Genomic DNA, 25,272 nt, shown 5'->3' with positions numbered 1-25,272 from the left:
GAGCGGCGATGCGTGGTGGACCTTCGGTGCTCGGGATCGTACTGGCGGGCGGAGAAGGCAAACGCCTGATGCCGCTCACAGCGGACCGGGCCAAACCGGCGGTGACGTTCGGCGGCACGTACCGCCTCGTCGACTTCGTCCTGTCGAATCTGGTGAACGCCGACATCCTGCGCATCTGTGTGCTGACGCAGTACAAGTCGCACTCCCTGGACCGCCATGTGAGCACCACCTGGCGGATGTCCAGCCTGCTCGGGAACTACGTCACGCCCGTCCCGGCCCAGCAGCGGCTGGGACCGCGCTGGTATCTCGGCAGCGCCGACGCGATCCTCCAGTCGCTCAATCTCGTCCATGACGAACAGCCCGACTACATCGCGGTGTTCGGCGCCGACCATGTGTACCGGATGGATCCGCGCCAGATGCTCCAGCAGCACATCGACAACGGCGCGGGCGTCACCGTCGCGGGCATCAGAGTGCCGCGCGCCGAGGCTTCCTCGTTCGGCGTCATCACTCCGGCGCCCGACGGCATCCAGGTGGCCGGGTTCCTGGAGAAACCGGCCGATCCGCCGGGCCTGCCGGGCGACCCCGGGCGTGTCTTCGCCTCCATGGGAAATTATCTCTTCAGCACGAAGGTCCTGGTCGACGCCTTGCACCGGGACGCCGAGGACGAGAACTCGGTGCACGACATGGGAGCCTCCATCCTGCCGATGCTCACCGAGCGGGGCATGGCCCAGGTCTACGACTTCCAGGACAACCAGGTGCCGGGCGAGACGCCTCGCGAGCACGGCTACTGGCGCGATGTGGGACGCTCGACTCCTACTACGACGCGCACATGGACCTGATCTCTCAGCAGCCGGTGTTCAATCTCGACAACCGCCGCTGGCCCATCTACACCCACCCCGGCCAGCTCCCGCCCGCGCGCTTCGTGGCGGGCGGCATCGCGAGCGAGTCGATCGTCAGCCCCGGCTGTGTCATCCGCGGCCAGGTCACCCGCTCCGTCCTCTCGCCCGGCGTGGTGGTGGCCGAGGGCGCGGTGGTGCAGGGTTCCGTGCTGCACGACAACGTGCGCGTGGGCCGGGGCGCGGTGGTGCGCGGTTCGATCCTCGACAAGAACGTGGACGTGCCGCCGGGCGCGACGATCGGCGTCAACCCGGGCCGCGACGAGGAGCTGTACACCGTCTCCAAGAACGGGATCATCGCGCTCGGCAAGGGACAGAGAGTGGTCTGAGACGCGTCGCGCGGCGGCGTGGGGCCGCACGATCCGGTGAACACCGCCGGCGCGGGAATAGCGGGCCGGGTGATCCGACTTGCACTTGCTGTTGTCCGGGAGGCAACCGCGGCCACCGGCGAGAGCGAGGAGTCACATGCCCAAGGCGTACGTCTTCACCCGGCACGGCGGTCCGGAGACGGAGTCCCTCGTCGACCGGCCGCCGCCGGTGCCCGGCCCCGGGCAGTTGCTGGTGGCCGTCCGCGCGGCCGGCGTCAACCCCGTCGACTGGAAGCTCCGCGAGGGCTATCGCCGGCCGGGCTCGGCGCCCGCGGAGCTGCCCGCCGTGTTCGGCAGCGAGGCGGCGGGCGTGATCGAGGCGGTCGGCCCGGACGTCGAGGGGTTCGCCGTCGGGGACGCGGTGTTCGGCTCGACCCTCACCGGCGGATACGCGGAGTACACCCTGCTGCCGGTGGAGGTGACCGCACACAAGCCGGCCGCGCTGTCGTTCACGGACGCGGCGGCGCTGCCGGTCGCGGCGGCGACCGCGTACGACGCCGTGCGCCAGGCGGATCTGCCGGCCGGTGCGACCCTGCTCATCACCGGCGCCGGCGGGGGCGTCGGAGTCGCCGCGGCGCAGATCGCGCGCGCCTTCGGCCTCCGCGTCGTCGGCACGGCGAGCGAGGGCAAGAAGGAGTTCGTCGCATCCCTGGGCGTCGTCCATGTGGCACCGGGCCCGCGGCTCGCGGAGCGGGTACGGGCCGCCGCGCCCGACGGTGTCGACGCCGTACTCGACCTGGTCGGCGGCGCCGATCTGAAGGCCGTGGCCGAGCTGCTCGCGGACCGTACGAAGCTGATCAGCGCGGCGGACAAGGGAACGGTCCCGACCCTCGGCGGCGCCGCCGTCGTACGGCTGCGGACGGCCGCGGTCCTCGACGAGGTCGCGAAGCTCGCGGTCAACGGCGAGCTGGACCCGTATGTGACGCGGACGTTCCCGCTGGAGCGGGCGGACGAAGCGCTGCGCGCGGTGGAAGGCGGACATGTACAAGGCAAGATCGTGATTGAGGTCGACGCATGACAACCCGACAGTCCGAGGCGGAGCCGGCGGATGCGGGCCTTCAGCAGGCACATCCGCTGGACAGCCCCGCCCGAGCCGCGCTGACCGGACCGCACGCCCATTTCGCCGAGCGGCGCGGCCGGCTGCTGCGCTATCCGCCCGATGTGTCGCCGTGGCTGGCACTGCCGGACGACCCGGACGCCGACGACTGGGCCGACGCCGCCGCGCTCGCAGGGCCCGGCGGCTCCATCGCCCTGGCCGGATTCCGCAGCCCGCCCCCCGAGCACTGGGAGATCACCTTCCGCGCCGACGGCGTGCAGTACGTCGACGCCGGGCTGGTCACGGCTCCGGACGAAGAGGCCGTGCGCCTGGGCCCCGCCGATGTGCCCGAGATCCTCGACCTGGTCGAACGCACCAGGCCGGGCCCCTTCATGTCGCGCACCATCGAGATGGGCACGTATCTGGGCATCCGCCGCGAGGGCCGGCTGGTGGCGATGGCCGGGGAACGGATGCGTCCGCCCGGCTGGACCGAGATCAGCGCCGTCTGCACCGCCCCGGAATTCCGGGGCCAGGGCCTCGCTGCCCGGCTCATCCTGGCCGTGGCCGACGGCATCCGGTCCCGCGGCGAGACGCCCTTCCTGCACGCGGCGGCGGACAACGCGGGCGCCATCCGGCTCTACGAGGCGCTGGGCTTCCGGCTGCGACGGCCGACGGCCTTCCTCGCCGCACGCCTCCCCGGCTGAGCGAGTTGCCCGGCCGGCCGCTCCGCCGTCGCGCCCTCGCGGCGACGGAGCGGCCGGAAACCCGGCGCGCCGGGACCGGATAAGATGTCGGGATTTTGGAGAGCCCTCGGCGTGTCGGTATGCTCCTGACCTCCGGGGATCACCCCAATAGCCCATAAACGCCCCCATGTGGGACTCCGGCGTACGAGTGATCGAGGAACGGCAGCAGCGATGACGGTGACAGAGGACAGCCCGGCGTACGGCGAGAGCGCCCCGTACGGCGAGAGCCGGGTGTACGGTCCCGGCATCGATCCCGAGCGCCTGGCCGTCTGCCTGAGCGTGCTCGACGAACTCGACAAGCTGGAGGTCGACCACCCCGACGCGATCACGGTCCGGCAGGCCACCGCCGGGATCTACCGGACGGTGAAGCAGCGCCGCCGCCAGGAGCGCCGGGCCGCCAAGACCGCCCACGACAAGGCCGTCACCGAGGCCACCGCCACCGGCTCCGCCGAGCGCATCGACGACGAGACGCAGGGTCTGCTGCCCTCCTCCTCGGCCGGCGGCGAGATCGCGGGCATCCTCCAGCGCCCGCGCTCCTGCTACATCTGCAAGTCCCGCTACACCCAGGTCGACGCCTTCTACCACCAGCTCTGCCAGGAGTGCGCGGCCGAGAACCGCGCCCGCCGCGACGCGCGTACGGACCTCACAGGACGCCGGGCGCTGCTCACCGGCGGCCGGGCCAAGATCGGTATGTACATCGCGCTGCGGCTGCTGCGCGACGGCGCGCACACCACCATCACCACCCGCTTCCCCAGCGACGCCGTCCGCCGCTTCAAGGCGATGCCGGACAGCGACGAGTGGATCCACCGCCTCAAGATCGTCGGGATCGACCTGCGGGACCCGGCGCAGGTGGTCGCGCTCGCCGACTCCGTCGCGGCCGAGGGCCCGCTGGACATCCTGATCAACAATGCCGCGCAGACGGTGCGCCGTTCTTCGCAGGCGTACAGCGAACTGCTCGCCGCCGAGTCCGCCCCGCTGCCCGCGGGCGAACTCCCTGCCTCCCAGGTCATCGGGGCCTTCGGCAGCGGCGCCCAGGCGGTGCTGCCGGCGGGCGGCACCGGCCGCGACGGCCTGAGCGCCTCGGACATCACCGGTCTCGCGCTGGTGGGCGGCTCCGCCACGCTTGCCAGGATCGAGGCGGGCACCGCGATCGACGCCGGGGGTCTGGTGCCCGATCTGCATCACACCAACAGCTGGGTGCAGACGGTCTCCGAGGTGGACCCGGTGGAACTGCTCGAAGTGCAGCTCTGCAACTCCACCGCGCCGTTCATCCTGATCAGCAGGCTGCGTCCGGCGATGGCGGCGGCCGGGGCCAAGCGCGCCTATGTGGTGAACGTGTCCGCGATGGAGGGCGTTTTCAGCCGCGGCTACAAGGGCGCGGGACACCCGCACACGAATATGGCGAAGGCCGCGCTGAACATGCTCACCCGCACCAGCGCCCAGGAGATGTTCGAGTCCGACGGCATTCTGATGACCGCCGTGGACACGGGCTGGATCACCGATGAGCGCCCGCACCCGGATAAGATGCGCCTCGCCGACGAGGGTTTCCACGCTCCGCTCGATCTGATCGACGGCGCGGCCCGCGTGTACGACCCGATCGTGCGCGGTGAGAGCGGCGAGGACCTCTACGGCTGCTTCCTCAAGGACTACGCACCCGCCAACTGGTAGGCGGCCGGAGCCCTTCCGCTGTCCGGAACATCACCCGAACGGCGGCCCCACAGAGCGGGGAAGCGCTCATCTGGTTACCCTTGTGTGCACGGACGGCCAAGCCGGGGACACACCATTTCCACGGTCGTGCGGGGACAGGTCCATTACCACGGCCGCGGTCCCGTTCGAGTGACGGCGCCACCGCGACGTAACCACCCCTGTTCCAGTGTTGCGCGACACAGAGGAGTGCGCGGTGAGACCAGATCTGACCAAACATGAGCAGAGACCCAAGGAAACCGGCGATCGGAAACGGAGGCCCAAGCAATTGGGCAATCTGGAGGTCTGGGCCAGATCGGCCCCGATCAGACTGGCCGGTTACGAGGACGACCTCGCCGAGCCGCACATCCTGCCCGGTATCGACTGAGGCGGAGCCGATCCGCCGGACACGCTTCGGAGCGCGCCGCGTCCCGTACCCCCGCGAAGGCCGGGGTGCGGGACGCCGCGCGTACGGCCGACGCTTGCCCGTCCGCCGTCGCGTACGGGGCCCGGTGGGCCGGGGCCGGCCACCGGCGGCGTAGTGCGAGGAGACCTGGAGTGGGGGCGCCGCCCGGCTCCTCCGCGGGACGCGGGCGCCGCCGACGGCCGCCGGCTCGCCGCCCGGCACGATCCGGCTGACCAGCGCGGACATCCCGCGCGGCGGCTCGGCCGGGACGCGTGCGCCACCACCGAAGATGTTCCGCCGCACCTTGAACGTGTTCAGGTCAGGGGCTCGGCGGCCCCGGTCCCGCTTGCGGGGCCGCCGCGGATCCGGCAGACATGGAAAGAACATCTCAGGAGGAACAGGCGGGAGACTCTGGTGCGCTCACCCATCCGTCGTCGGTATGCGGCGTTCGCCGCGCTGTCCGCAGGCGTTCTGATCACGGCCGGCTGCGGCAGGGGCGACGGTGCCGGGGGCGCGTCGGGCGTCAAGGAGCTCTTCCTCCAGTCGGCCGGGGCCCGGGGGCCCGATCCGTTCACACCGTCGACCGTCGCCGCGGCGGCCGGTGACAAGCCGTCGCCCCGGCCCTCGGCGCCGGGCGCCCGCCCCGACAACACCATTCCACGGACTCCGCGCGCCCTTCCCGGTTCCACGCCGGGCCTCTACGGAGGCGTTCCGTCCCTGGCGAGCTGTGATGTGGAGCGGCAGGTCCGCTTTCTCACCGAGGACCGCGCGAAGGCACGGGCCTTCGCCCAGGGAGCGGGCATCGGCCGGGGGTCGGTACCGAGCTTCCTGCGCGACCTCACCCCGGTGTTCCTGCGGGCCGACACCCGGGTGACGGCCCACGGTTACCGCGACGGGTCCGCGACCGCCTTCCAGTCCGTGCTCCAGTCCGGCACCGCCGTCATGGTGGACGACCACGGGCTGCCGAGGGTGCGGTGCGCCGCCGGGAATCCGCTCCGCCCGCCGGTCGCCGCGCAGGGCTCCGTCGTGCACCGGGGCGAACCCTGGCCGGACTACAAGCCCGACCGGGTCATCGTCATCAACCGCACGGCGCAGGCGGTCGACAGCCTGACCATCGTCAACTCGCTCGACAACACCTGGATCGAGCGGAGCATCGGCGCCGACGGTGACGAGGACAGCGCTCCCAACGTCCCACCGCCGTACGACGCGGACGCCGACATCACCGATCCGGACGCGGTGACACCGCCCACGGAGGCCGCCGCGTCCGGCGCGCCCTCCGTCAGCTCGGTGCCGACGTCGCCGACCCGTTCGGCCCCGGATTCGGTCACGGGCACGGGCCCCGGAAACGGTACGGGGGCCGGCCGGGGCGCCGCGTCGGACTGCCCGACTCCGAAGATCCTGCCGCCCGGTGAGATCTCGAACGAGACCCTCACCATCCCGCCCGGCTGCCCCATGCCGTCGGACTCGCCGTTCGACTCGGACGCCGCGCCGCTCCCGCTCGTCGTGGACCCGGGGACCCGGGCCAAGGACAGGCCACTGGCCGGTCCCACTCCGTCCCTGCGCTGACAGGACATGTCCGTGCTGACAGGACCGCGCGAAGAATCCGGCAGACGATGACAGGGCTTCCCCATGACTGAGCGGGCAGCGGGCTTTCTGTCGCTCCCCGACGACTGGCCCGCCGATACGCACACCAGCCTCGCGCTCAACGCGATGGGCACCTTCGACTGGCATCTCGACAGCGGGCTGATGCATCTGGACGAGTCGGCCCTCAGCCTGTTCGACCTGCGCCCCGACGAGTACGACGGCCGGCCGCGCAGTCTCTCCGCGCGGATCCCGCACCCGGAAGGTGTCCGGCTGAACCGCGTGGTGGCGCGCGCGCTCAGGGACGGCAGCGTCAACTGCGGCGCCTATCTGCGGATCCGGCGGCGGGACGGCTCGCCGCACTGGGCCCATGTGCGGGGTTTCATCCGGCGTGATGTCGCCGGGCGGCCCCATCGGGTCATCGGTGTCGTCCGCGACGCCGCCCAGGAACTCGCCGAATCCACCGCCCGCCTCGAACCGGGCACGGCGCGCCGGGAGCGGACCGGCGCCGTCGAGTTCACCACCGCCGCGCTCGCCCACGCCAGGACCGTCCAGGACGTCGTCGACGCGCTGAAGGGGTCCCGCGCCCTGGCGCGTCTCGGCGCGACCGGCCTGGTCATGGGGCTGCTCAAGGCGAGGCGTATCCACCTTGTCGCGGACGGGCCCGAGGGTGCCCATGTGCCGGGGACGCGCGTCACCCGTACCGACGAGGGATATCCGATGAGTGAGGTGTTACGCACGCTCACACCGCGCTTCATCGAATCCGCGCGGGAGTTCGCCGTCTCGTACCCGCTGCTCTGGCCGCACATCAGTGAGCTCGGTATCACGGCCGCCGCGTATCTCCCGCTGATCGCGGGGGGCCGTCCCCTCGGCGCGCTCGGGCTGTTCTACCGCGGCAAGGAAGGATTCACCGCGGAGGACCGCGAGCTGCTGGCCGTCCTCGGCGGCACCGTGGCCCAGAGCCTCCAGCGCGCGGTGCTCTTCGAACAGGACCACGATCTGGCGCAGGGGCTCCAGCAGGCGATGCTGCCGCGCCGGATCCCCGCTGTGCCGGGCGCCGAGATCGCCGTCCGCTACCGCTCGGCCCGGCTCGGCCGGGACATCGGCGGAGACTGGTACGACATCATCCCGCTGCCGGGCGGCCGGGTCGGGGCGGTCATCGGAGATGTGCAGGGCCATGACACTCATGCCGCCGCCGTGATGGGGCAACTGCGCATCGTGCTACGGGCGTACGCCACCGAGGGGCACGCGCCGGCCACCGTGATGGCACGGGCCTCGGTCTTCCTGCACGAGCTGGACACCGACCGCTTCGCCACCTGCACCTATGTGGAGGCCGATCTGGCGACGGGCGTGGCCCGGTTCGTCCGGGCCGGCCATGTCGACCCGCTGATCAGGGACACCGACGGAAGCTGCCGCCGGCTGCCGGTGCCGGGCGGGATGCCTCTTGGCCTCTCGGCGGTCTTCGGACGGCTCGACTACCCGGTGAGGACCGTCGAACTGGACGCGGGACAGACCCTGGTGCTCTACACCGACGGACTGGTCGAGCAGCCGGGCGCCGATCTGGACGACGGGATGCGGGTGCTGGCCGCGCTGGTGCGGGACGGTCCCCGCGATCTCCAGCTCCTGGCCGACCGGCTGTCCGAAGTCGTGGACGAGCGAGGGGGCGAGGACGATGTCGCCCTCCTGCTGTTACGCCGCGGCGGCGCGCGTGCGCCCGCCGGCGGACGGCTCCGGCAGCATGTCGCGCAGGGCGACCCCGAGGCGCTGCGCACCGCCCGGCACATGATCCGGGCGGCGGTGGGCGCCTGGGGAGCGAGGGACCGTTCCGACGAGATCGAGCTGGTGGCGGACGAGCTGACCACCAACGCGCTGGTGCACACCGACAGCGGGGCGGTCGTGACCGTACGGGTGCTGCCCGGGGCGGAACGGCGGCTGCGGATCGAGGTCGAGGACCGGTCCAGCACGCTGCCGCGGCGTCGCGAAGCAGGGGCCGCCGGGGTCTCGGGGCGCGGGCTGCTGCTCGTGGACGAACTGGCGGACGAATGGGGGGTGGAGTCGCGCGGCAGTGGCAAATGTGTGTGGTCCGAGTTCATCGTCCGGGACCGTCCGTCACATTGAACGCCATTCGTCGTTAACTGTACGTAGCCTGATCGTATTTGACCGTAATTGACCGCAGTCGTATGACTGCGGTCCCCGCCTTCTAGGATCTGGGGATCCCCTTGACCATCGAGTTGCTGGCACCCATCGATCTGGCTTTCTGGCACCTCGAATCCGCGGACCATCCCATGCACCTCGGCGCGCTCGCCGTCTTCACCGCGGTGCGGGGGACGGCGGGTGGCGCGGGCGTACTGGAGCTGCTCGCGGCGCGCGCCGCGGCCGTCCCCCGGCTGCGGATGCGGGTACGGGACGTCCTGCTGCCGGTCGGCGGCTCCGCCTGGGCGGTGGACAAGGGGTTCGACGTGCTCCGGCACGTACGGTGGCTGCCGCTGCCCGAGGGGGACTTCGCGGCGGAGGCCACACGCGCGGCCGGGGAGCTGATGGAGCGTCCGCTGGAACGCGGCATTCCGCCGTGGGAGATGTACGTCCTGACTCCGGAGGGCGAGACCACCGGCGGTGCCGGGGAGGACGGCCGGCCCTTCGCCGTCCTGGTGAAGCTGCACCATGCCCTGGCCGACGGGATGCGCGCCGTCACCATCGGCGCGGGCATCTTCGACCAGATCGCCGACGCCCGGTCGGCCGGGACCCACCGGGTGCGCCCGGTGCCGCCCACGTCCTGGCTGCCGGGCCCCTGGCAGGTGGCCGACCAGGCCCTGGCCCGGATCGTGGAGCTGGGCCGGGCGGTCGGCATCGGCGCCTCGGTCGTCCGGGCCAGCAGGCTCGACCCGCGCGGCACTCCCGCGCTCACCGCGGGGTCCAGCGGCACCAGGCGGCTCGCCACCGCCGTGCTGGATCTGGAGGATGTCCAGCGGATCCGCAGAGCGGTGGGCGGTACCCCCAACGACGTCCTGCTGGCGACGGTGGCCGGAGCCCTGCGGCGCTGGATGCTGGCCCGGGGGGACCGGCTGCCCGTCACCCCGCCGCGGGCCCTGGTGCCGGTCTCCCGGCGCAGCCCCGGCGGCCCCCCGGGTACGGGCAACAAACTCTCCGCCTATCTGCTGGCGCTGCCGGTCACCGAGGCCGATCCCCGGGCCCGGCTCGACGCCGTCCACGGGAGCATGGCGCGCAACAAGTCCGGCGGACCGTCGCGCGGAGCCGGCGCGGTCGCCGTACTCGCCGACCAGTTGCCGGCGTTCGCCCACCGGCTCGCCGCGCCGCTGGCCGGCAGCGCGGCCAGAATGCTCTTCGACATCCTCGTGACGAGCGTGCCCCTGCCGCGTTCGACGCTCTCGCTCGGCGGCTGCCCGCTGCGCGAGGTGTATCCGATGGCGCCGCTCGCGCGCGGCCAGTCCCTGGCGGTGGCGCTGTCCACCTACGGCGGGCGGGTGCATGTCGGGCTGGTCGCCGACGGCAAGGCCGTCCCCGACCTCGAACGGCTTGCGCGCGCCATGACCGACGAACTGGAAGAGTTGCTCCGGGTCATCTGATAGATCGGATAGCTTCTGGAGCGGGAACCACAGAGAGCTGCTCCAGAGGTGTTGACGGCACCCAGTCATCCGATGAATATTCGTCGTGATCGGAGACGGTCGACCGACGACGGGCCGGTCGGCCATCGGACGATCCGCGACGCGGCGACCGGCGACAGGGCGGTCGGCGTCGGCACATCGGGAGGCGGCAGCGGTATGCGGCACACCACGCTCGGACGCAGTGCGGTCAGCGTGACCGGACTGTCCTTCGGGGCGGCCGGGATCGGCAATCTCTATACCCCGGTCGGACCCGACCAGGCGGCGGCCGCGGTCGAGGCCGCCTGGGACGCGGGCATCCGCTACTTCGACACCGCGCCGCACTACGGTCTCGGGCTCTCCGAATGGCGGCTCGGCGAGGCGCTGCGCACCAGGAGGCGGAGCGACTACACCCTCTCCACCAAGGTGGGCCGGCTGCTCGAACCCGTACCGGGAGCCGAGACCGTGCCGGTCGGTGACGACCTCGCCAATGGATTCGCCGTACCGGCGACGCACCGCCGTGTCTGGGACTTCAGCGCCGACGGGGTACGCCGCAGCATCGACGAGAGTCTCGGCCGGCTCGGCCTCGACCACATCGACATCGTCTATCTGCACGACCCCGACAGCCATGAGGAAGAAGCCTTCGAGCAGGCGTATCCGGCCCTGGAGCGACTGCGCTCCGAAGGGGTGGTCGGAGCCATCGGCGCCGGTATGAACCAGACCACGATGCTCACCCGCTTCCTCCGGGACACCGACGTCGATGTCGTCCTGTGCGCCGGCCGCTTCACCCTGCTCGACCAGTCGGCCCTCACCGAGCTGCTGCCCGAGGCCGCCGCGCGCGGCAGGAGCGTCGTTGTCGGCGGAGTCTTCAACTCCGGGCTGCTCGCCGACCCGCGCCCCGGCGCGACCTACGACTACGCCGCGGCCCCGCCGGCCCTGCTCGACCGGGCCCTGCGCATGGACGCCGTCGCCCGGCGGTACGACATCCCCCTGCGCGCCGTGGCCCTGCACTACCCCCTGCGCCATCCGGCGGTCGCCGGCGTCCTTGTCGGCACCCGGTCGGCGGCGGAGGTGACGGACGCCGCCGCGCAGGCCGCGCGTACCGTCCCCGAGGACCTGTGGGCCGAACTGCGCGACGAAGGACTGCTGGCCGAGGACGGGACCCTGTCATGAGAGTCGCTCTGCACACCAAGGTCCGCGCCGACCGCGTCGGGGAGTACGAGGCCGCGCACCGCGAGGTGCCGCCCGCGCTCACCGCCGCGATCCGCGCGGCGGGGGCCACCTCCTGGACCATCTGGCGCAGCGGCACGGACCTCTTCCATCTGCTGGAGTGCGAGGACTACGGGCGCCTCCTGGCCGAACTGGACCAGCTCCCGGTCAATGTCGCCTGGCAGGCCAGGATGGCCGAGCTGCTCGATGTCGTGCACGACTACTCCACGGGCGGCGCCGGTGCCGGACTGCCCGTCGTCTGGGAGCTCTGACGCCTGATGACACAGCCGCCCGTCGTCGACGCCCACCACCACATCTGGGATCTGTCCGTGCGCGACCAGGGCTGGATCACCGGCCCCGCGATGGCGCCCATCCGCCGGAACTTCACCCTGGAGGATCTGGAGGACGAGGCGCGCGCCGCCGGGGTGACGGCCACCGTCCTCGTCCAGACCGTCGACGTGCCCGGGGAGACCCCGGAGTTCCTCACCGCCGCCGACGGCAGCGATCTTGTCGCGGGCGTCGTCGGCTGGACCGATCTCACCGCGCCCGGCGTGGCGGACACCCTCGCCGAGCTGCGCGGGCTGCCCGGCGGCGACAAGCTCGTGGGCATCCGCCACCAGGTGCAGGGCGAGCCCGACCCGGAGTGGCTGCTCCGCCCCGAGGTACGCCGCGGCCTCGCGGCGGTCGCCGCCGAGGGCCTGGTGTACGACCTGATCGTCAAGGACCATCAGTTGCCCGCCGCGGCCGAGGCGGCGAGGCTGCTGCCGGAACTGACCTTTGTCCTCGACCATCTCGGCAAGCCCCCGATCGCCGCGGGCGGGATGGAGCCCTGGGCCACGGACCTCAGGACCCTCGCCGCCCGGCCCAACACCGTGTGCAAGCTCTCCGGGATGGTCACGGAGGCGGCCTGGGACTCCTGGACGGCCAACGGGCTGCGCCCGTACGCCGGCACCGTGCTCGAAGCCTTCGGGCCCGACCGGCTGATGTTCGGTTCCGACTGGCCCGTGTGCCGGCTGGCCGCCACCTACGGGGAGGTGCTCGACGCGGCCCGCACCGTGACCGACGGACTGAGCGGGGCCGAGCGGGACGCGGTCTTCGCCGGTACCGCACGGCGCGTCTACGCCCTCTGAACGGCGCCGGCCCGCTTCCTACGCCTGATGCGCCGGGTCCTCGCCGTCGCCCTGGAGGAACGCCTGCCGCACCTTGTCGGGAAAGGGGTCCATGCCCAGCAGGGCGGTGACCGAGCCGGTCGCCAGCGCATGCCAGGTGCCGGCCCGGCGCAGCATCGCGTGGTCGCCGCCGGCGAGCAGTACGGCACAGGCTTCGGCGCCCGCTTCCCGGGCGCGCGCGGCCAGTTCGACACTGCCGCGCGGATCGGTCACCCGGTCGCCGGTGCCGTGCAGAAGCACCGCCCTGCGGCCGGCGAGCTGTTCCACCGGCTCGCCCCTGGGACACCAGGGCGCGAGCCCCACCACACCGCTGATCAGATCGTGTCCGGCGACCGCCAGCGCCGCGCGGCCGCCCATCGAATGCCCCACGAGGACCACCGGCACCGACCCGGCCAGCTCCTCCAGCTCGTCGAGCGCCCGGCGCGCGTCCCGGGCCGCGTCGGCGCGGCTGCCGTTCCAGCCCCGGTGCCGGTAGCGCACCCGGCCCACCACCACGTCGTATCCGTCGGTGGCCCGGAGCACCGCGCGGATGAACGGCCGCATCCGCGCGGCCGGAAGATTCAGCGAACTCGGCGGCTCCTCGCTCTCCGAGCGCCCGCCGTGCAGCAGCAGAACGGCCGCGCGGGGCCGTGCGGCTGTCCGGTCGAGGATCAGAGCGGGCTGGACGACGGCGCGGCGATCGCGTACGGGCACCTGGGGCCCCTTTCTTCCGATTTCTTCCGACGGTGCGGGGCAGCGGCCCCGCACACCTCTGGCGGACGACTCGTGGCCGCGGCGGCCGCGGCGGCTCGTCCGGCTCAGCGACTCACCGTATGCGCCGGACCGCCGTATGCGCCGGATCACCCGCCGCACCGGCCCACCGGGCAGTTGTACGGGCCCTGCGGCACGCTGGACGCATGCCGGAAGTACCCGAAGTCGAAGCGCTGCGAGAATTCCTCGACGGCCAGCTCGTGGGCAAGGAGATCGTCCGGGTCCTGCCCCTCACGATCAATGTCCTCAAGACCTATGATCCGCCGCTCTCCGCCCTGGAGGGCGCCACGGTCACCGCCATCGCCCGGCACGGCAAGTACCTGGACATCGTCGCGGGCGACGCGGGACTCCATCTCGCGATCCATCTCGCCCGTGCGGGCTGGCTGCGCTGGAAGGACTCGTTCCCGGCGGAACCGCCACGGCCGGGCAAAGGACCGCTCGCCCTCAGGGTCGTCCTCGGCGGGGGAGACGGATTCGATCTCACCGAGGCGGGCACCACCAAACGGCTGGCCGTCCATCTCGTACGCGACCCGGCGGACGTCCCCGGCATCGCCCGGCTCGGCCCCGATCCGCTCGACGAATCCTTCGGCCGGGACACCTTCGCCCGGCTGCTCGCGGGAGAGCGACGGCAGATCAAGGGTGCCCTGCGGGACCAGAGCCTGATCGCGGGAATCGGCAACGCCTACAGCGACGAGATTTTGCACGCCGCCAAGATGTCGCCGTTCAAGCCGGTGAAGAACCTCTCCGAGGACGAGATCACCGTCCTGTACGAGGTGATGCGCTCCACTCTGCGGGAGGCCGTCGAGCGCTCGCGCGGCGTGGCCGCCGGGCGGCTCAAGGCGGAGAAGAAGAGCGGACTGCGGGTGCACGGCCGGGCCGGTGAGGCATGCCCGGTCTGCGGCGACACCATCAGAGAGGTCTCCTTCAGCGACTCGTCGCTCCAGTACTGCCCCACCTGCCAGACGGGCGGGAAACCGCTCGCCGACCGCAGGATGTCCCGGCTTCTCAAGTAGCGGGCCGCCACCGGCACGAGACCCGGCCCCGCGCCGGTCCTCACGGTCAGGCGGTCATGAGCCGATGGTCATCAGCCGCCGTCCGTCGGCGGTCCGTACCTCGAAGTGGTCGATCTCGTCCGGCCGCAGCGCCGCGCCGCCGCCGGTGATCAGCGGTCCGGCCTGCCCCGCCCGCGCCGCCCAGGTGGTCACGGTCTCCCGCGACCCGTCCAGCCCCACCGCGATCAGGGCGCACACCCCCGAGGCGGCCGGCCGGACCAGCTCCAGCCCGACGTCCGTCCCCCAGGTCTTCTCCGCGGCCGTCACCACGGCCGCGCCGTCCGTCGCCGTCCAGCGGGTGGCCCCGGACACCGGACCCGGCCGGGGGTCTGCGGCCAGTACGGCGAGCGGACCGCCCGCCACAAGCACCGCCGCCGCGGCCACCAGCGCGAGCCGTCTCCTGCGGCCGGCCCGCCGCCCGGCGGACGTACGGTCGAGCATCCCGGCCAGCAGCCCCGGGCCCGCCGCCGCGAACGGCGACACCTCCTCGGGGGTCTGCCGCGCGTACTCGTCGAGCTGGCTCTTCACCCGTCCGAAGTCCGCGAGCAGCAGCGCGCACCGCGCGCAGTCCATGAGGTGATCCTCGAAGCGGAACGCGTCCGCGGCGTCGAGCACGCCCAGCGCGTAGGCGCCGGCACTGCGATGGAGGTCCAAGGTCCGCATGGTGTCTGGTACGCGGCGGAACGCCGAATCACTCAAGTCCGCCGGGTCCTGGCCCACCCGGGCGGCGCGGCCGGTGGACGGCGGGACTTCTCATACCCGTACCAGCGCCTACACTCCGGCGTCATGCTGCGTGTACTGGCCGTGGACGACGAGGAACCGGCCCTCGAAGAGCTGCTGTATCTGCTCAGGGCCGACCCGCGGATCCGCGCCGCCGAGGGCGCCACCAGCGCCACGGAGGCGCTGCGCCGCATCGGCGCCGCGCTCGACGCGGGCGCCGACGACGCCGCCGCCGTCGATGTCGTCTTCCTCGACATCCATATGGCCGGGCTGACGGGACTCGATGTCGCCAGACTGCTCGCGGGCTTCGCGGCACCCCCGCTGATCGTCTTTGTCACCGCGCACGAGGACTTCGCCGTGCGGGCCTTCGATCTGAAGGCCGTCGACTATGTCCTCAAACCCGTCCGCAGGGAGCGGCTCGCCGAGGCGGTCCGCCGGGTCGCCGAACTGGTGGGCCGCGGGCCCGCGCCGGCCCCCGCGTCCGATCAGATCCCCGTCGAACTCGGCGGTGTCATCCGCTTTGTCGCCGTCGACGACATCGCGTACGCCGAGGCGCAGGGCGACTACGCGCGGCTGCACACCGGCACCGGCAGCCATCTCGTACGGATCCCCCTCACCACCCTGGAGGAGCGCTGGCGGACCCGCGGCTTCGTCCGTATCCACCGCCGCCATCTTGTCTCCCTGGCCCGGATCGACGAACTGCGGCTGGACGCGGGCGCCATGACGGTGCGCGTCGGCGCGGCCGAGCTGGCCGTCAGCCGGCGTCACGCCCGTGCGCTGCGGGATCTGCTGATGCGGCAGGCCGGGCGCTGACCAGGCCCTTCCCGAGGGAACGCCGGGCTGCGTACACTCCGGGCCCTGGGGCGTGTCGCGCGAGCGGCGCCGTCCGTCCGTAGGACGGGAGCGCGCGCCGGCCCGGCGGGGGAGGAGACAACATGACGGGGGAGCCCGCACGCGGCCCCGCGCCGCGGCGCGAGATCGTCGTCGGCGAGCCCCGCCGCGTCCGTCCGCTGCCCCGCTACCGCGCCCAGGCCGAGATCGACGAACAGACCGCGCTCGGTGACGCGTATGTGCGTTCCCTGATGCGCAGTCAGCTCCGGGCGGGGCTCTCGGCGTTCGGGGTCCTCACGCTGGTCGTCGGCACCCTGCCGCTCGCCTTCGCGACACTGCGCGACGCGACCGCGGTGTGGGTCGTGCTCGGCTTCGCCGCCTATCCGCTGCTGACGCTCCTCGCCTGGTGGTACGTACGGCGCGCGGAACGCAACGAGCGCGACTTCGCGCGGCTGGTGAAGGGCCGGCCCCTTCCGTGAGCCAGAGCTTCACGGTGACGGCGGTCACCGCCGTCGTGGTCGCCACCATTCTCGTCGGCGGCTTCGGCCTGCGGATATCCCGTACCACGTCGGACTTCTACGTCGCCTCGCGCACGGTGAGGCCCGCCCTCAACGCCGCCGCGATCAGCGGCGAATACCTGTCCGCCGCGTCCTTCCTCGGCGTCGCGGGGCTGGTGCTGCTGCACGGACCCGACATGCTCTGGTACCCGGTCGGCTACACCGCCGGCTATCTGGTGCTGCTGGTCTTCGTCGCCGCCCCGCTGCGCCGTTCCGGCGCCTACACCCTGCCCGACTTCGCCGAGGGCCGGCTCGAATCCCGCCCGGTGCGCCGGCTGGTGAGCGTGTTCGTGGTCGGTGCGGGCTGGCTCTATCTGGTGCCCCAACTTCAGGGCGCGGGGCTGACGTTGAAGATCCTGACCGGGGCTCCGGACTGGCTGGGCGGGGTGCTTGTCGCGCTGGTCGTGGTGGTCGCGGTCGCGGCGGGCGGGATGCGCAGCATCACCTTCGTCCAGGCATTCCAGTACTGGCTCAAGCTCACCGCGCTGCTCGTCCCCGCGGTGTTCCTGCTGTTCGCCTGGCAGAACGACGGACGGCCGGCCGTCGATCTCGATCTGACGGCCGCCGTCGTGGGCCGCGCCGATCATCCCCTGTACGCGACCTACGGGCTCATCGTGGCGACCTTCCTCGGCACCATGGGCCTGCCCCATGTCGTGGTGCGCTTCTACACCAGCCCCAACGGCGGGGCCGCCCGCCGCACCACGGTCATCGTGCTGGCGCTGATCGGCGCCTTCTATCTGCTGCCGCCCGTGTACGGCGCGCTGGGCGCTCTGTACGTACCGGAACTCCCGCACGGCACCGACGCGGACGCCGCCGTCCTGCTGCTGCCGGAGCGGGCGGTCGGGGGAGTGGCCGGGGAACTGCTTGGCGCGCTGGTCGCGGGCGGGGCCTTCGCCGCCTTCCTCTCCACCGCCTCCGGGCTGACCATGGCGGTCGCGGGCGTGCTCACCCAGGACGTCCTCCCGTCGCGCGGCGTACGGCACTTCCGGCTGGCCACCCCGCTCGCCATGGCCGTACCGCTCGGCGGCTCACTGCTGGTCAGCGGGATGCCCGTGGCCGACTCCGTGGGCATGGCCTTCGCGGTCTCCGCCTCGTCGTTCTGCCCGCTGCTGGTGCTGGGGATCTGGTGGCGGCGGCTCACTCCGCCGGGCGCGGTCGCCGGGCTGCTGCTCGGCGGCGGTCTCGCGTTCGTGGCCACGGTGGTCACGGTGAGCGGGGCCGTACGGTCCGGCTGGCCGCACGCGCTGCTCGCCTGGCCCGCCGTCTGGTCCGTCCCTGTCGGCTTTCTCGCCATGATCCTGGTGTCCCTGGCCACCCGGAGCCGGATACCGCCCGGCACCAACGCCGCCATGACCCGGTTCCACCTGCCGGAGGCCCTGATGTCCGGCGCACGCGGTGGTACGGGCGGCACGGGAGGCACGCGATGAGCGGAGCGGCTCTCGCCGCGCTGATCGCGCTGGGCCCGCTGCTGCTCGCCGGCGGCTTTCTGCTCGGCCGCCGTACGGCGCGCCCGGAGCGGACCAGCGATGTCGGCACCCCCGTGGAGCACGCCACCTTCGAGACCCTGCACACCGCCTCACTCGCCACCCCGCCACTGCGGGCCGGCCTCACCGAGGAGAGCGCGCGCAAGGCGGCCCGCCGGCTGCGCTCCCTGCTCGGCACCGACGCGCTCTGCCTCACCGACCGGGAGCGGGTGCTCGCCTGGGACGGCCCCGGCGAGCACCACGGCACCCAGGTGATGGACCAGGTCGACGGGGTGCTGAGCAGCGGTCGTGGCACGGCGTTCGCCGGCGGCTGCGACGATCTCGACTGTTCGCTGCGCTGGGGTGTCGCGGCCCCGCTGACCGTCGACAACCGCGTCCTCGGCACTCTGGTCGCCTACGCGCCGCGCGACTCGGCGGTACTGGCGAGGGCGGCCGGCGAGGTCGCCCGCTGGGTCTCCGTACAGCTTGAGCTGGCCGAGCTGGACCGGTCCCGCACCCGGCTGATCGAGGCGGAGATCAAGGCGCTGCGCGCTCAGATCTCCCCGCACTTCATCTTCAACTCCCTCGCGGCCATCGCCTCGTTCGTCCGCACGGATCCCGTCCGGGCCCGGGAACTCCTGCTGGAGTTCGCCGACTTCACCCGCTACTCGTTCCGCAGCCACGGCGACTTCACCACCCTCGCCGACGAACTGCACTCCATCGACCAGTATCTGGCCCTGGTACGTGCGCGCTTCGGCGAGCGGCTGTCGGTCACCCTTCAGGTCGCGCCGGAGGTCCTGCCGGTCGCCATGCCGTTCCTGTGTCTGCAACCGCTCGTGGAGAACGCCGTCAAGCACGGTCTCGAAGGGGCCGCCGCCACCAGCCGCATCACCATCAGCGCGCTGGACGCCGGCTCCGAGGCCGAGGTGGTGATCGAGGACGACGGGGTCGGTATGGACCCGGATGTGCTGCGCCGGATCCTGCGCGGCGAGGGCGGCGCGTCCACCGGAATCGGCCTGCTGAATGTGGACGAACGGCTGAGGCAGGTCTACGGCGACGACTACGGCCTGGTCATCGAGACGGGCGTCGGGGCGGGGATGAAGGTCACGGTCCGGATCCCCAAGTACCGCGCGGGGGTGCACGGCACCTGAGTCCCGGCCCCGGAGCGGGGACGGTCTACGCGCGTTGGGGCGCGCGCGGGAGGCGGATCAGAACAGATGGATCGCGAGATGGCCCAGGGGCAGGCCGAGTTGCCAGGCCGGGGTCCACACCTGCGGGCCCTCCTCCTCGGCGACGGTGTACGTGACGTCGCCCCCCGGGCCCATGGCACTGAGATCGGGTGCCAGCAGCTCCGTCTCCTCCAGCCATCTCCACGCGGCGCCGGCCAGCGCCAGATCCGGATCGCGGGACCCGGAGCGGGATTCGAAGGCCGTCGCCTCCAGCCGGTCGAGCCGCCCGCAGACCCAGTCCCGCCAGCACGGCGCGTACGCGGTGAGCGAGCGCCACTCCTCCATCCGGGTCACCAGCCCTGTACCGTCCCCCGATCCGTCGGAAAGGAAGATGGTCAAGGCCAGCGCGCCCCGGCCGGCCCGGTATTCGAGCGTCGCCGGCGGCATCAGATCGCCGGTGCGCAGCAGTTCGTCGGCGATGTACTCGGCGTACATCCAAGCCATCGGCACCATGAGGCCGCCGCCACCGGCCCCCTCGGTACATTCCGGACGCATCGCTTTCCGCCTTCCTTCCCGTCCCCGAAGTCTGCTCCAGGGAGCATTGAACCGGCGGCGGCCGCCTCGCGTGGCCAGAAGAGCAGGATCGGGCGGCGGAGAGGAGCGGATTGTGACGGGTGGGGCCGAGGGGGACGCGGCGGGTGGCGGAGCGGGTGATTCCGGCCCGCATGTGCGCTCTTTCCTCGGCGCCTATGTGCTGGGAGCGCTCGCGCCCGAGGAGGACCGGCGGGTGGCGGATCATCTCGGCCGCTGCGACGCGTGCGGCGCCGCCTATCTGGAGGTGGCGGACGCGTCGTCGCTGCTCGCGCTCTTCGACGAGGACGACCTGCTGTAGCCGGGCAGTGAGCGGCCCAGAGCGCGCAGGGCGTAGTACGAACGCGACTTGACGGTGCCGGGCGGAATCCCCAGCACCTGCGCCGTCTCGCGCACGCTCAGCCCGCGGAAGTAGATCTGGACGAGGACCGCCCGGTGTTCGCGGCTCAGGGCCTTCACCGCCGTCCGTATGTCGAGCGCCGCGACCGTGTTCTCGGTGTGGTCCTCCGGGTCGGGCGTGGCGGCGAGGATGACATCGCTGACCTCCGGAGGCCGTGCCAGCCGGGACCTGCGGGCGTCGATCGCCAGCCGGCGGCCGACCGTGAAGAGCCAGGGCCGCATGGATTCGAAGGGCCCGTCGAACGCCTCGGGGTGCTGCCAGGCCCGTACCAGGGTCTCCTGGAGCAGATCCTCGGCGCGCTGCCGGTCGCCGTAGGTCAGGCCCAGCAGGAAGTGCAGCAGGGCGGGGCCGTGGTCGCGCTGAAGCTCCGTCAGCGCCCGCTCGTCGGCGGTCCCCGTGGCCGTGGCGGTGGTCATCGTGAACGCCCTTTCTCGGCGTGGTCGCTGTCGCGCGGAAGTCGTCGCCGCCTGGCGTATCCGAACGCATCACGCCGCCCGGGGACAGGCGGCGCACAGAGGTGTGCGACGAGCGGTCGCTCACTGCGGCGAGCGGTGCGGTGAACGGTCCCGGCGGAGGCGTTCGGGTTGATTCGGGCGTTTTGTCAAGCGAGTTCCTTGACATCCGCTTATCGGACTATATGGATTCATTGCATTGATGTCCCCGGAAAACGGAGCCTGGCCGATGACAAAGCGCATGCGACAGGGAGCGGTGGCCGCTGCGGCGCTGCTCCTCGGAACCGCGGCAGCCTGCGGCGGGCAGGACACCTCCGGCCGGCCGTCGCACCACGGCTCCGCCGGGGCCGGCGGGCCGGCGGCGCAGCGCGGCTTCACACTCGTCGCCTCGGGCGATGTCCTGCCGCACGACTCCGTCATCAGCCAGGCGAACGAGGACGCGGACGGCGAAGGCCACGACTTCGGGCCGATGCTCGCCGATGTGAAGCCGGTGGTGTCCGGCGCCGATGTGGCGATCTGTCACATGGAGACCGTCTACGCCGCCGACGGTGAGCCCTACACGGGCTATCCGGCCTTCACCTCACCGCCCGAGATCGCCCAGGGGCTCCGCGCCACTGGCTACGACGCGTGTTCCACCGCCTCGAACCACGCGCTCGACGACGGCGCCGACGGTGTACGCCGTACCCTCGACGCCTTCGACAAGGCGGGCGTCAAGCACGCGGGCTCGGCCCGGTCGGCCGCCGAGGCGGCCCGCCCGGCCCTGCTGACGGCGGGCGGCGCCAAGATCGCCCAGCTCGCCTACACCTATGGCACCAACGGGTTCCCGATGCCCGACGGACAGCCCTGGGCGGTCGGTCTCATCAATGAGCGGAAGATCGTCGCCGATGCCCGGGCCGCCCGGCGGGCCGGCGCGGATGTCGTCGTGGTCAGCCTGCACTGGGGCACCGAGTGGGAGACCGACCCCGACGAGGACCAGATCGGCCTCGGCAAGAAGCTCACCGCCTCCCGTACCGGCGGCCGTCCCGACATCGATCTGATCCTGGGCACCCATGCTCATGTCCCGCAGCCGTACGAGAAGGTCAACGGCACCTGGATCATCTACGGCATGGGCGACCAGATCGCCGGCACGATGTTCAACGACTCGGGCGCCTTCGACCCGCGGGGCAACTACGGCTCGATCGGGCGGTTCACCTTCGCGCCGCCGGCCGCGAAGGGGCAGCGCTGGCAGGTGAGGAAGGCGGAGTTCATCCCGCAGATGATGGACCTCGACGCCGGACGTGTGGTCAATCTGCCGCGGGCCGTCCGTGAGTCGCCCGACCGGGACGACTACCGCGAGGTCCAGTCGGAGATCAGCGAGGCGGTCCTGGACCGGGGCGCCGCCGCCGACGGCCTCACGATGGGCCGCTGACGGCCTTCCCCGGCGCCCGGGGCCCGTGCGAGGACCGCGAGCACTCCCGGGCGCTCCGAGCGCCCTACGGGACGACCGTCACCGGCCAGCGGCCGGCCTTCACCAGCCGGACCGCCACCGAGCCGACGATCCGGTGACCCGCCGACTCCGAGGCGCCGACGACCACGGCGTCCGCCTTGAGTTCGTCGGCCGCGGTGACCAGTCCGCTGTACGGATCGCCGTGGAACGTGTGGAACTCCCAGCGGACGTCCCAGACCCCTCTGGCCTGCTCGGTGGCCGAGCGGATCTCCTCGATCAGCCCCTCGGCGATCGCCCCGGTCGTCTCCGCGACCGGGGCGCCGAGGACGGCGCCCGACGCCAGCACGGGCTGCACATAGACGAGGGCGAGCAGCGCGTTCTGCCGCCGGGCGAGACCGGCGGCGTACGCGGCCGCGCGGAACGAGGACTGCGATCCGTCCACGCCGGCGACGATCACCTTGGGGCCGTCGGTGCCGCGTTCGAATTTGGTTGGCTGCTCAGTCACGGCAGGCAGGCTATCCGCTCCGGGTGAGCGCTCCGTCGGCGGTGCTCCCGCGCGCTGATCACGAGTGCCGGAGTGGTGGGGGAGCGGGCCGGTATGTCGTGGGACCCCGGTGACCCACGCGACGGCGCGTCCCGTTCGCTGGGCCCCACGGCCCCACCGCCCCCGTCGGCCGGCGGCGTTCGGCCATCGGCCATTCGTGAGAGACTGCCGCCCGTCAACCGGGGCCGGGAGCCGCAACTGCTGGTCCCATCGGGTGCTTTCACCCGGATAACCGGTGTTGCTGAGCGGCACGGACCATCCGCCGTGCGAGCCATTGGTCATGAAAAAGGATCAGATGATTCCGGGGCGCCGTGCCGTCTTGCGGATTGCCGCTTGTCTGGGCGTCGCTGTCACCACGCGGATGCTGACCGCGGGACACGCGGAGGCGCCCGGCCGGCCGGCGACCCCCCTCCCGACAGCGGGGCCGAAGGCGGCGGGACCGAAGGCGAGCGCGCCGCTCAAACCCTCCTCGTACCGGCTGCAACCCATGATGGAGGGGGGCGCGCCCCGTTACAGCAGGCCCGCGCTCCAGGTACGCAAGGAGCCCCTCCTGGAACTGCCGGAACTGGGCCGTTCCATGGTGCTGACCTTCGACGACGGACCCGACCCCCGCTACACCCCGGACATCCTGCGCACACTGCGGCAGTACGACGTGCGCGCGATGTTCTTCGTCTGCGGCGAGATGGTCGAGGAATACCCGGACCTGACGCGCGAGATCGCCGACGACGGGCATCTCGTCTGCAATCACACCTGGTCGCACCCGCTGATGCCGAGCCTTCCTCCGTCCGGGATCCGCTCGCAGCTCGTCCGGACCAGTGACGAGATCGAGAAGGCGGTCGGTACGCCACCGCTCTGGTACCGCGCGCCCTACGGCGCCTGGAACCGGCACCTCTTCGAGATCGGCGCCAAGCTGGGGATGGAGCCGCTGGCCTGGACCGTCGACAGCCTGGACTGGACGGCCCCCGGCACCGACAAGATCGTCAGCGGGATCCTGGACGGCGCGGGGCCGGGGGTCGTCGTCCTGTCGCACGACGCGGGCGGCAACCGCTCGCAGAGCGTGGCGGCCTTGCGCCGCTATCTGCCCTGGCTGCTGGACGAGGGCTACCGCATCGCCGTGCCGTACCGATGAGCCGTACGGCCGTCGGCCCGGATGGTCAGTGGGTGCTGACCATCCGGGCGAAGACGACCACATTGCCGTCGTAACCGTTCGCCTTCGAGTAACCACCGCCACAGGTGATCACCCGCAGCTCGGCGTGGCCGGTGTCGCCGTAGACGCGGGCGCCGGGGAAGTCGTTCTTGGCGAAGACCTCGACCCCGTAGACCTCGAACACCGCGACCCGGTTGTCGTAGCGGGTCACTTCGACGTGCTGTCCCTTCTGCAGCGAACCGAGCCCGTAGAAGACGGCCGGGCCCGCGTGGTTGTCGACATGGCCGACCACCACCGACGTGCCCCGCTGGCCGGGCGCGACGCCGTTCTGGTACCAGCCGGCCAGATTGGGGTCCTGCGGCGGCGGAGCCGCGATCCAGCCGTCCTGGTCCAGCCCCACGTCCACCACCGGGGCGTCGACCTTGATCGCGGGAATCCGCAAGCGGGCCATCGGGGCGTAGGGCAGCGGTTTGACGATCGCGACATCCGTGGCGATCGCCGCCGGATCGGGCCGGCCGTCCAGCGCCGCCGCCGAAGCGGGCTGCGGCGGTCCCAGCGGTACGTCCACCCCGTTCCGCATCATCGCGAGGCCGGTGAGCATGACGAGAGCCAGAATGCCCCAGGGGGAGCGTTTCCTCGACTCCGGGCCGCCGTGGTACGGGCCCATGGTTCTCCCTTCGTGGGCGCCTGCTGGCACGCTAAGCGCACCGTGCCGTGGCGGCGATCACTGGAGTGCGAATGGGTGGTGGCGCCCGGTGGCGATGGTCCATCCGAGTAATCGGCATATAAAAATTTCTGACGGTCCGTGACCTGCGGCTCCACCGGACGTGAGCGCCTCCGAACGGCGTGTCGCCTCACCGGGGTGGACCAGTGCCGAAGTGCGGAGAATGATCATCCCGGTGAGGGTTCGTGATGGAGGGCGTACTCGTCGAATCTCCCGGAGCACCGCTTTGGGGCGCCTTCCTCTGGAGGTTCAACGATGCGTGCTTCACGCGCTCTCGCGGTGTCCGCGACCGCCTGCGCGGCCCTGGCGCTCGCCGCTCCGTCAGCCGGCGCCAACAGCGGCCCGTCCAATGTCACCGTCAACCCGTTCTCGGTCCACCAGGGCGGCACGATCGAGATCACGGCCCAGGGCTGCGCCCGCGGGGGCACCGTCACGTCCAACGCCTTTCCGAGGGCGGATCTGTCGGTGAATTCGACCGGGCTCTCCAGGGCCACGGCCCGGATCCGCGACAACGCCACCCCCGGCCGCTACAACCTGGCCGTCCGGTGCAACGACGACAACCGCGTGGTGACCCACCAGTTCGAGGTGCTCGCCGGACTGGGCGCGCTGGGCGGTCTCGGCGGATCGGTCGGTCCCAGTTCGACGGAGATGGCGATCGGCTCCGCACTGGTCGCCTCGGCGGCCGTCGGCGGTTCGCTGTTTGTCGCCCGCCGTCGCCGGCTGAGTGGTGCGAGGGTCTGACCGGCCGAACCTCCC

At 72.1% G+C, this 25,272-nt stretch carries 24 protein-coding genes and 1 pseudogene; 19 read left to right on the top strand and 6 right to left on the bottom strand.

What is annotated here, in order from left to right; translation table 11 throughout:
* Positions 1-8: 8 nt before the first annotated feature.
* The 10 genes and pseudogenes from glgC (at position 9) to ABZ707_RS27670 (ending at position 12,651) form a co-directional block, all read left to right on the top strand.
* Positions 9-1,225 (top strand): annotated as a pseudogene (gene glgC / locus ABZ707_RS27715) (glucose-1-phosphate adenylyltransferase).
* Between the two features lie 136 nt (positions 1,226-1,361).
* Complete coding sequence (locus tag ABZ707_RS27710; protein ID WP_360180037.1) at positions 1,362-2,282, top strand: NADP-dependent oxidoreductase; 921 nt, start codon at positions 1,362-1,364, stop codon at positions 2,280-2,282.
* The gene (locus ABZ707_RS27705) at positions 2,279-3,004 is read left to right on the top strand and encodes a GNAT family N-acetyltransferase (RefSeq protein WP_360180035.1); all 726 of its coding nucleotides are present in this window, start codon (positions 2,279-2,281) and stop codon (positions 3,002-3,004) included. The genes ABZ707_RS27710 and ABZ707_RS27705 overlap by 4 nt, the downstream gene beginning before the upstream one ends.
* Positions 3,005-3,214: 210 nt before the next feature.
* Positions 3,215-4,711, top strand: coding sequence for an SDR family NAD(P)-dependent oxidoreductase (locus tag ABZ707_RS27700; protein WP_360180033.1), 1,497 nt, complete (start codon positions 3,215-3,217; stop codon positions 4,709-4,711).
* An 835-nt stretch (positions 4,712-5,546) separates the two neighbouring features.
* The gene (locus ABZ707_RS27695) at positions 5,547-6,698 is read left to right on the top strand and encodes a DUF6777 domain-containing protein (protein WP_360180031.1); all 1,152 of its coding nucleotides are present in this window, start codon (positions 5,547-5,549) and stop codon (positions 6,696-6,698) included.
* Positions 6,699-6,761: 63 nt separating this feature from the next.
* A complete protein-coding gene (locus ABZ707_RS27690) occupies positions 6,762-8,831 on the top strand; it encodes a SpoIIE family protein phosphatase (protein WP_360180029.1) in 2,070 nt (689 codons plus the stop codon).
* 101 nt (positions 8,832-8,932) lie between these two features.
* Positions 8,933-10,297 carry a wax ester/triacylglycerol synthase family O-acyltransferase gene (locus tag ABZ707_RS27685; RefSeq protein WP_360180027.1) on the top strand — a complete coding sequence of 455 codons (1,365 nt, stop codon included), beginning with the start codon at positions 8,933-8,935 and terminating at the stop codon, positions 10,295-10,297.
* 195 nt (positions 10,298-10,492) lie between these two features.
* Positions 10,493-11,485 (top strand): aldo/keto reductase, encoded by a 993-nt coding sequence (locus ABZ707_RS27680; RefSeq protein ID WP_360180107.1) that lies wholly within the window; start codon positions 10,493-10,495, stop codon positions 11,483-11,485.
* Positions 11,482-11,793, top strand: a complete 312-nt coding sequence (locus ABZ707_RS27675) for an L-rhamnose mutarotase (protein WP_360180025.1) — start codon at positions 11,482-11,484, stop codon at positions 11,791-11,793. The genes ABZ707_RS27680 and ABZ707_RS27675 overlap by 4 nt, the downstream gene beginning before the upstream one ends.
* 6 nt (positions 11,794-11,799) lie before the next feature.
* Positions 11,800-12,651, top strand: a complete 852-nt coding sequence (locus ABZ707_RS27670) for an amidohydrolase family protein (RefSeq protein WP_360180023.1) — start codon at positions 11,800-11,802, stop codon at positions 12,649-12,651.
* 18 nt (positions 12,652-12,669) lie between these two features.
* Here the strand turns inward: ABZ707_RS27670 and ABZ707_RS27665 are convergent, their stop codons facing one another.
* The gene (locus tag ABZ707_RS27665) at positions 12,670-13,344 is read right to left on the bottom strand and encodes an alpha/beta fold hydrolase (protein ID WP_360180105.1); all 675 of its coding nucleotides are present in this window, start codon (positions 13,342-13,344) and stop codon (positions 12,670-12,672) included.
* A 242-nt stretch (positions 13,345-13,586) separates the two neighbouring features.
* Here ABZ707_RS27665 and ABZ707_RS27660 point away from each other — a divergent pair, with 242 nt between their 5' ends.
* Positions 13,587-14,453, top strand: coding sequence for a DNA-formamidopyrimidine glycosylase family protein (locus tag ABZ707_RS27660; protein WP_360180021.1), 867 nt, complete (start codon positions 13,587-13,589; stop codon positions 14,451-14,453).
* Positions 14,454-14,507: 54 nt separating this feature from the next.
* On the opposite strand, the gene ABZ707_RS27655 is transcribed toward ABZ707_RS27660, so the two are convergent.
* Positions 14,508-15,155, bottom strand: coding sequence for a zf-HC2 domain-containing protein (locus ABZ707_RS27655; protein ID WP_360180019.1), 648 nt, complete (start codon positions 15,153-15,155; stop codon positions 14,508-14,510).
* A gap of 123 nt (positions 15,156-15,278) precedes the next feature.
* On the opposite strand from ABZ707_RS27655, the gene ABZ707_RS27650 reads away from it, so the two are divergent.
* The 4 genes from ABZ707_RS27650 (at position 15,279) to ABZ707_RS27635 (ending at position 19,214) form a co-directional block, all read left to right on the top strand.
* Positions 15,279-16,025, top strand: coding sequence for a LytTR family DNA-binding domain-containing protein (locus ABZ707_RS27650; RefSeq protein WP_360180017.1), 747 nt, complete (start codon positions 15,279-15,281; stop codon positions 16,023-16,025).
* A 122-nt stretch (positions 16,026-16,147) separates the two neighbouring features.
* A complete protein-coding gene (locus tag ABZ707_RS27645; protein WP_360180015.1) occupies positions 16,148-16,522 on the top strand; it encodes a hypothetical protein in 375 nt (124 codons plus the stop codon).
* Complete coding sequence (locus ABZ707_RS27640; protein WP_360180014.1) at positions 16,519-18,027, top strand: cation acetate symporter; 1,509 nt, start codon at positions 16,519-16,521, stop codon at positions 18,025-18,027. Before ABZ707_RS27645 ends, ABZ707_RS27640 begins: the two co-directional genes overlap by 4 nt.
* Positions 18,024-19,214, top strand: coding sequence for a histidine kinase (locus ABZ707_RS27635; protein ID WP_360180012.1), 1,191 nt, complete (start codon positions 18,024-18,026; stop codon positions 19,212-19,214). Before ABZ707_RS27640 ends, ABZ707_RS27635 begins: the two co-directional genes overlap by 4 nt.
* A gap of 57 nt (positions 19,215-19,271) precedes the next feature.
* On the opposite strand, the gene ABZ707_RS27630 is transcribed toward ABZ707_RS27635, so the two are convergent.
* The gene (locus tag ABZ707_RS27630) at positions 19,272-19,787 is read right to left on the bottom strand and encodes a hypothetical protein (RefSeq protein ID WP_360180010.1); all 516 of its coding nucleotides are present in this window, start codon (positions 19,785-19,787) and stop codon (positions 19,272-19,274) included.
* A 112-nt stretch (positions 19,788-19,899) separates the two neighbouring features.
* Between ABZ707_RS27630 and ABZ707_RS27625 the strand changes: the two genes are divergently transcribed.
* Complete coding sequence (locus ABZ707_RS27625) at positions 19,900-20,124, top strand: zf-HC2 domain-containing protein (RefSeq protein ID WP_360180008.1); 225 nt, start codon at positions 19,900-19,902, stop codon at positions 20,122-20,124.
* On the opposite strand, the gene ABZ707_RS27620 is transcribed toward ABZ707_RS27625, so the two are convergent.
* A complete protein-coding gene (locus ABZ707_RS27620; RefSeq protein ID WP_360180006.1) occupies positions 20,061-20,639 on the bottom strand; it encodes a sigma-70 family RNA polymerase sigma factor in 579 nt (192 codons plus the stop codon). The two genes, ABZ707_RS27625 and ABZ707_RS27620, sit on opposite strands and share 64 nt — an antisense overlap.
* Positions 20,640-20,904: 265 nt before the next feature.
* Here ABZ707_RS27620 and ABZ707_RS27615 point away from each other — a divergent pair, with 265 nt between their 5' ends.
* Entirely contained in the window at positions 20,905-22,083 is a 1,179-nt protein-coding gene (locus ABZ707_RS27615) for a CapA family protein (RefSeq protein ID WP_360180004.1), read from the top strand.
* Between the two features lie 64 nt (positions 22,084-22,147).
* On the opposite strand, the gene ABZ707_RS27610 is transcribed toward ABZ707_RS27615, so the two are convergent.
* Positions 22,148-22,606 (bottom strand): universal stress protein, encoded by a 459-nt coding sequence (locus tag ABZ707_RS27610; RefSeq protein ID WP_360180002.1) that lies wholly within the window; start codon positions 22,604-22,606, stop codon positions 22,148-22,150.
* A 319-nt stretch (positions 22,607-22,925) separates the two neighbouring features.
* On the opposite strand from ABZ707_RS27610, the gene ABZ707_RS27605 reads away from it, so the two are divergent.
* The gene (locus tag ABZ707_RS27605; protein ID WP_360180000.1) at positions 22,926-23,774 is read left to right on the top strand and encodes a polysaccharide deacetylase family protein; all 849 of its coding nucleotides are present in this window, start codon (positions 22,926-22,928) and stop codon (positions 23,772-23,774) included.
* 25 nt (positions 23,775-23,799) lie between these two features.
* Here the strand turns inward: ABZ707_RS27605 and ABZ707_RS27600 are convergent, their stop codons facing one another.
* Positions 23,800-24,459, bottom strand: a complete 660-nt coding sequence (locus tag ABZ707_RS27600; RefSeq protein ID WP_360179998.1) for a class F sortase — start codon at positions 24,457-24,459, stop codon at positions 23,800-23,802.
* A gap of 312 nt (positions 24,460-24,771) precedes the next feature.
* Between ABZ707_RS27600 and ABZ707_RS27595 the strand changes: the two genes are divergently transcribed.
* Complete coding sequence (locus ABZ707_RS27595; protein WP_360179997.1) at positions 24,772-25,257, top strand: hypothetical protein; 486 nt, start codon at positions 24,772-24,774, stop codon at positions 25,255-25,257.
* Positions 25,258-25,272: the final 15 nt, after the last annotated feature.

Origin of the sequence: Streptomyces sp. NPDC006923, assembly GCF_040635655.1 — a bacterium.
Classification (GTDB): domain Bacteria; phylum Actinomycetota; class Actinomycetes; order Streptomycetales; family Streptomycetaceae; genus Streptomyces.
The sequence above is the reverse complement of the archived record's forward strand: the minus strand, read 5'-3'. Positions and strand labels throughout refer to the sequence as shown.

What these genes read in the sequence shown, in the direction of transcription:
- ABZ707_RS27650 (WP_360180017.1), top strand. Translation starts at nt 15,279, where the DNA reads ATGCTGCGTGTACTGGCCGTGGACGACGAGGAACCGGCCCTCGAAGAG.
- ABZ707_RS27605 (WP_360180000.1), top strand. Translation starts at nt 22,926, where the DNA reads ATGAAAAAGGATCAGATGATTCCGGGGCGCCGTGCCGTCTTGCGGATT.
- ABZ707_RS27670 (WP_360180023.1), top strand. Translation starts at nt 11,800, where the DNA reads ATGACACAGCCGCCCGTCGTCGACGCCCACCACCACATCTGGGATCTG.
- ABZ707_RS27660 (WP_360180021.1), top strand. Translation starts at nt 13,587, where the DNA reads ATGCCGGAAGTACCCGAAGTCGAAGCGCTGCGAGAATTCCTCGACGGC.
- ABZ707_RS27595 (WP_360179997.1), top strand. Translation starts at nt 24,772, where the DNA reads ATGCGTGCTTCACGCGCTCTCGCGGTGTCCGCGACCGCCTGCGCGGCC.
- ABZ707_RS27615 (WP_360180004.1), top strand. Translation starts at nt 20,905, where the DNA reads ATGACAAAGCGCATGCGACAGGGAGCGGTGGCCGCTGCGGCGCTGCTC.
- ABZ707_RS27690 (WP_360180029.1), top strand. Translation starts at nt 6,762, where the DNA reads ATGACTGAGCGGGCAGCGGGCTTTCTGTCGCTCCCCGACGACTGGCCC.
- ABZ707_RS27645 (WP_360180015.1), top strand. Translation starts at nt 16,148, where the DNA reads ATGACGGGGGAGCCCGCACGCGGCCCCGCGCCGCGGCGCGAGATCGTC.
- ABZ707_RS27600 (WP_360179998.1), bottom strand. Translation starts at nt 24,459, where the DNA reads ATGGGCCCGTACCACGGCGGCCCGGAGTCGAGGAAACGCTCCCCCTGG.
- ABZ707_RS27620 (WP_360180006.1), bottom strand. Translation starts at nt 20,639, where the DNA reads ATGACCACCGCCACGGCCACGGGGACCGCCGACGAGCGGGCGCTGACG.
- ABZ707_RS27680 (WP_360180107.1), top strand. Translation starts at nt 10,493, where the DNA reads ATGCGGCACACCACGCTCGGACGCAGTGCGGTCAGCGTGACCGGACTG.
- ABZ707_RS27630 (WP_360180010.1), bottom strand. Translation starts at nt 19,787, where the DNA reads ATGCGTCCGGAATGTACCGAGGGGGCCGGTGGCGGCGGCCTCATGGTG.
- ABZ707_RS27675 (WP_360180025.1), top strand. Translation starts at nt 11,482, where the DNA reads ATGAGAGTCGCTCTGCACACCAAGGTCCGCGCCGACCGCGTCGGGGAG.
- ABZ707_RS27705 (WP_360180035.1), top strand. Translation starts at nt 2,279, where the DNA reads ATGACAACCCGACAGTCCGAGGCGGAGCCGGCGGATGCGGGCCTTCAG.
- ABZ707_RS27635 (WP_360180012.1), top strand. Translation starts at nt 18,024, where the DNA reads ATGAGCGGAGCGGCTCTCGCCGCGCTGATCGCGCTGGGCCCGCTGCTG.
- ABZ707_RS27700 (WP_360180033.1), top strand. Translation starts at nt 3,215, where the DNA reads ATGACGGTGACAGAGGACAGCCCGGCGTACGGCGAGAGCGCCCCGTAC.
- ABZ707_RS27655 (WP_360180019.1), bottom strand. Translation starts at nt 15,155, where the DNA reads ATGCGGACCTTGGACCTCCATCGCAGTGCCGGCGCCTACGCGCTGGGC.
- ABZ707_RS27710 (WP_360180037.1), top strand. Translation starts at nt 1,362, where the DNA reads ATGCCCAAGGCGTACGTCTTCACCCGGCACGGCGGTCCGGAGACGGAG.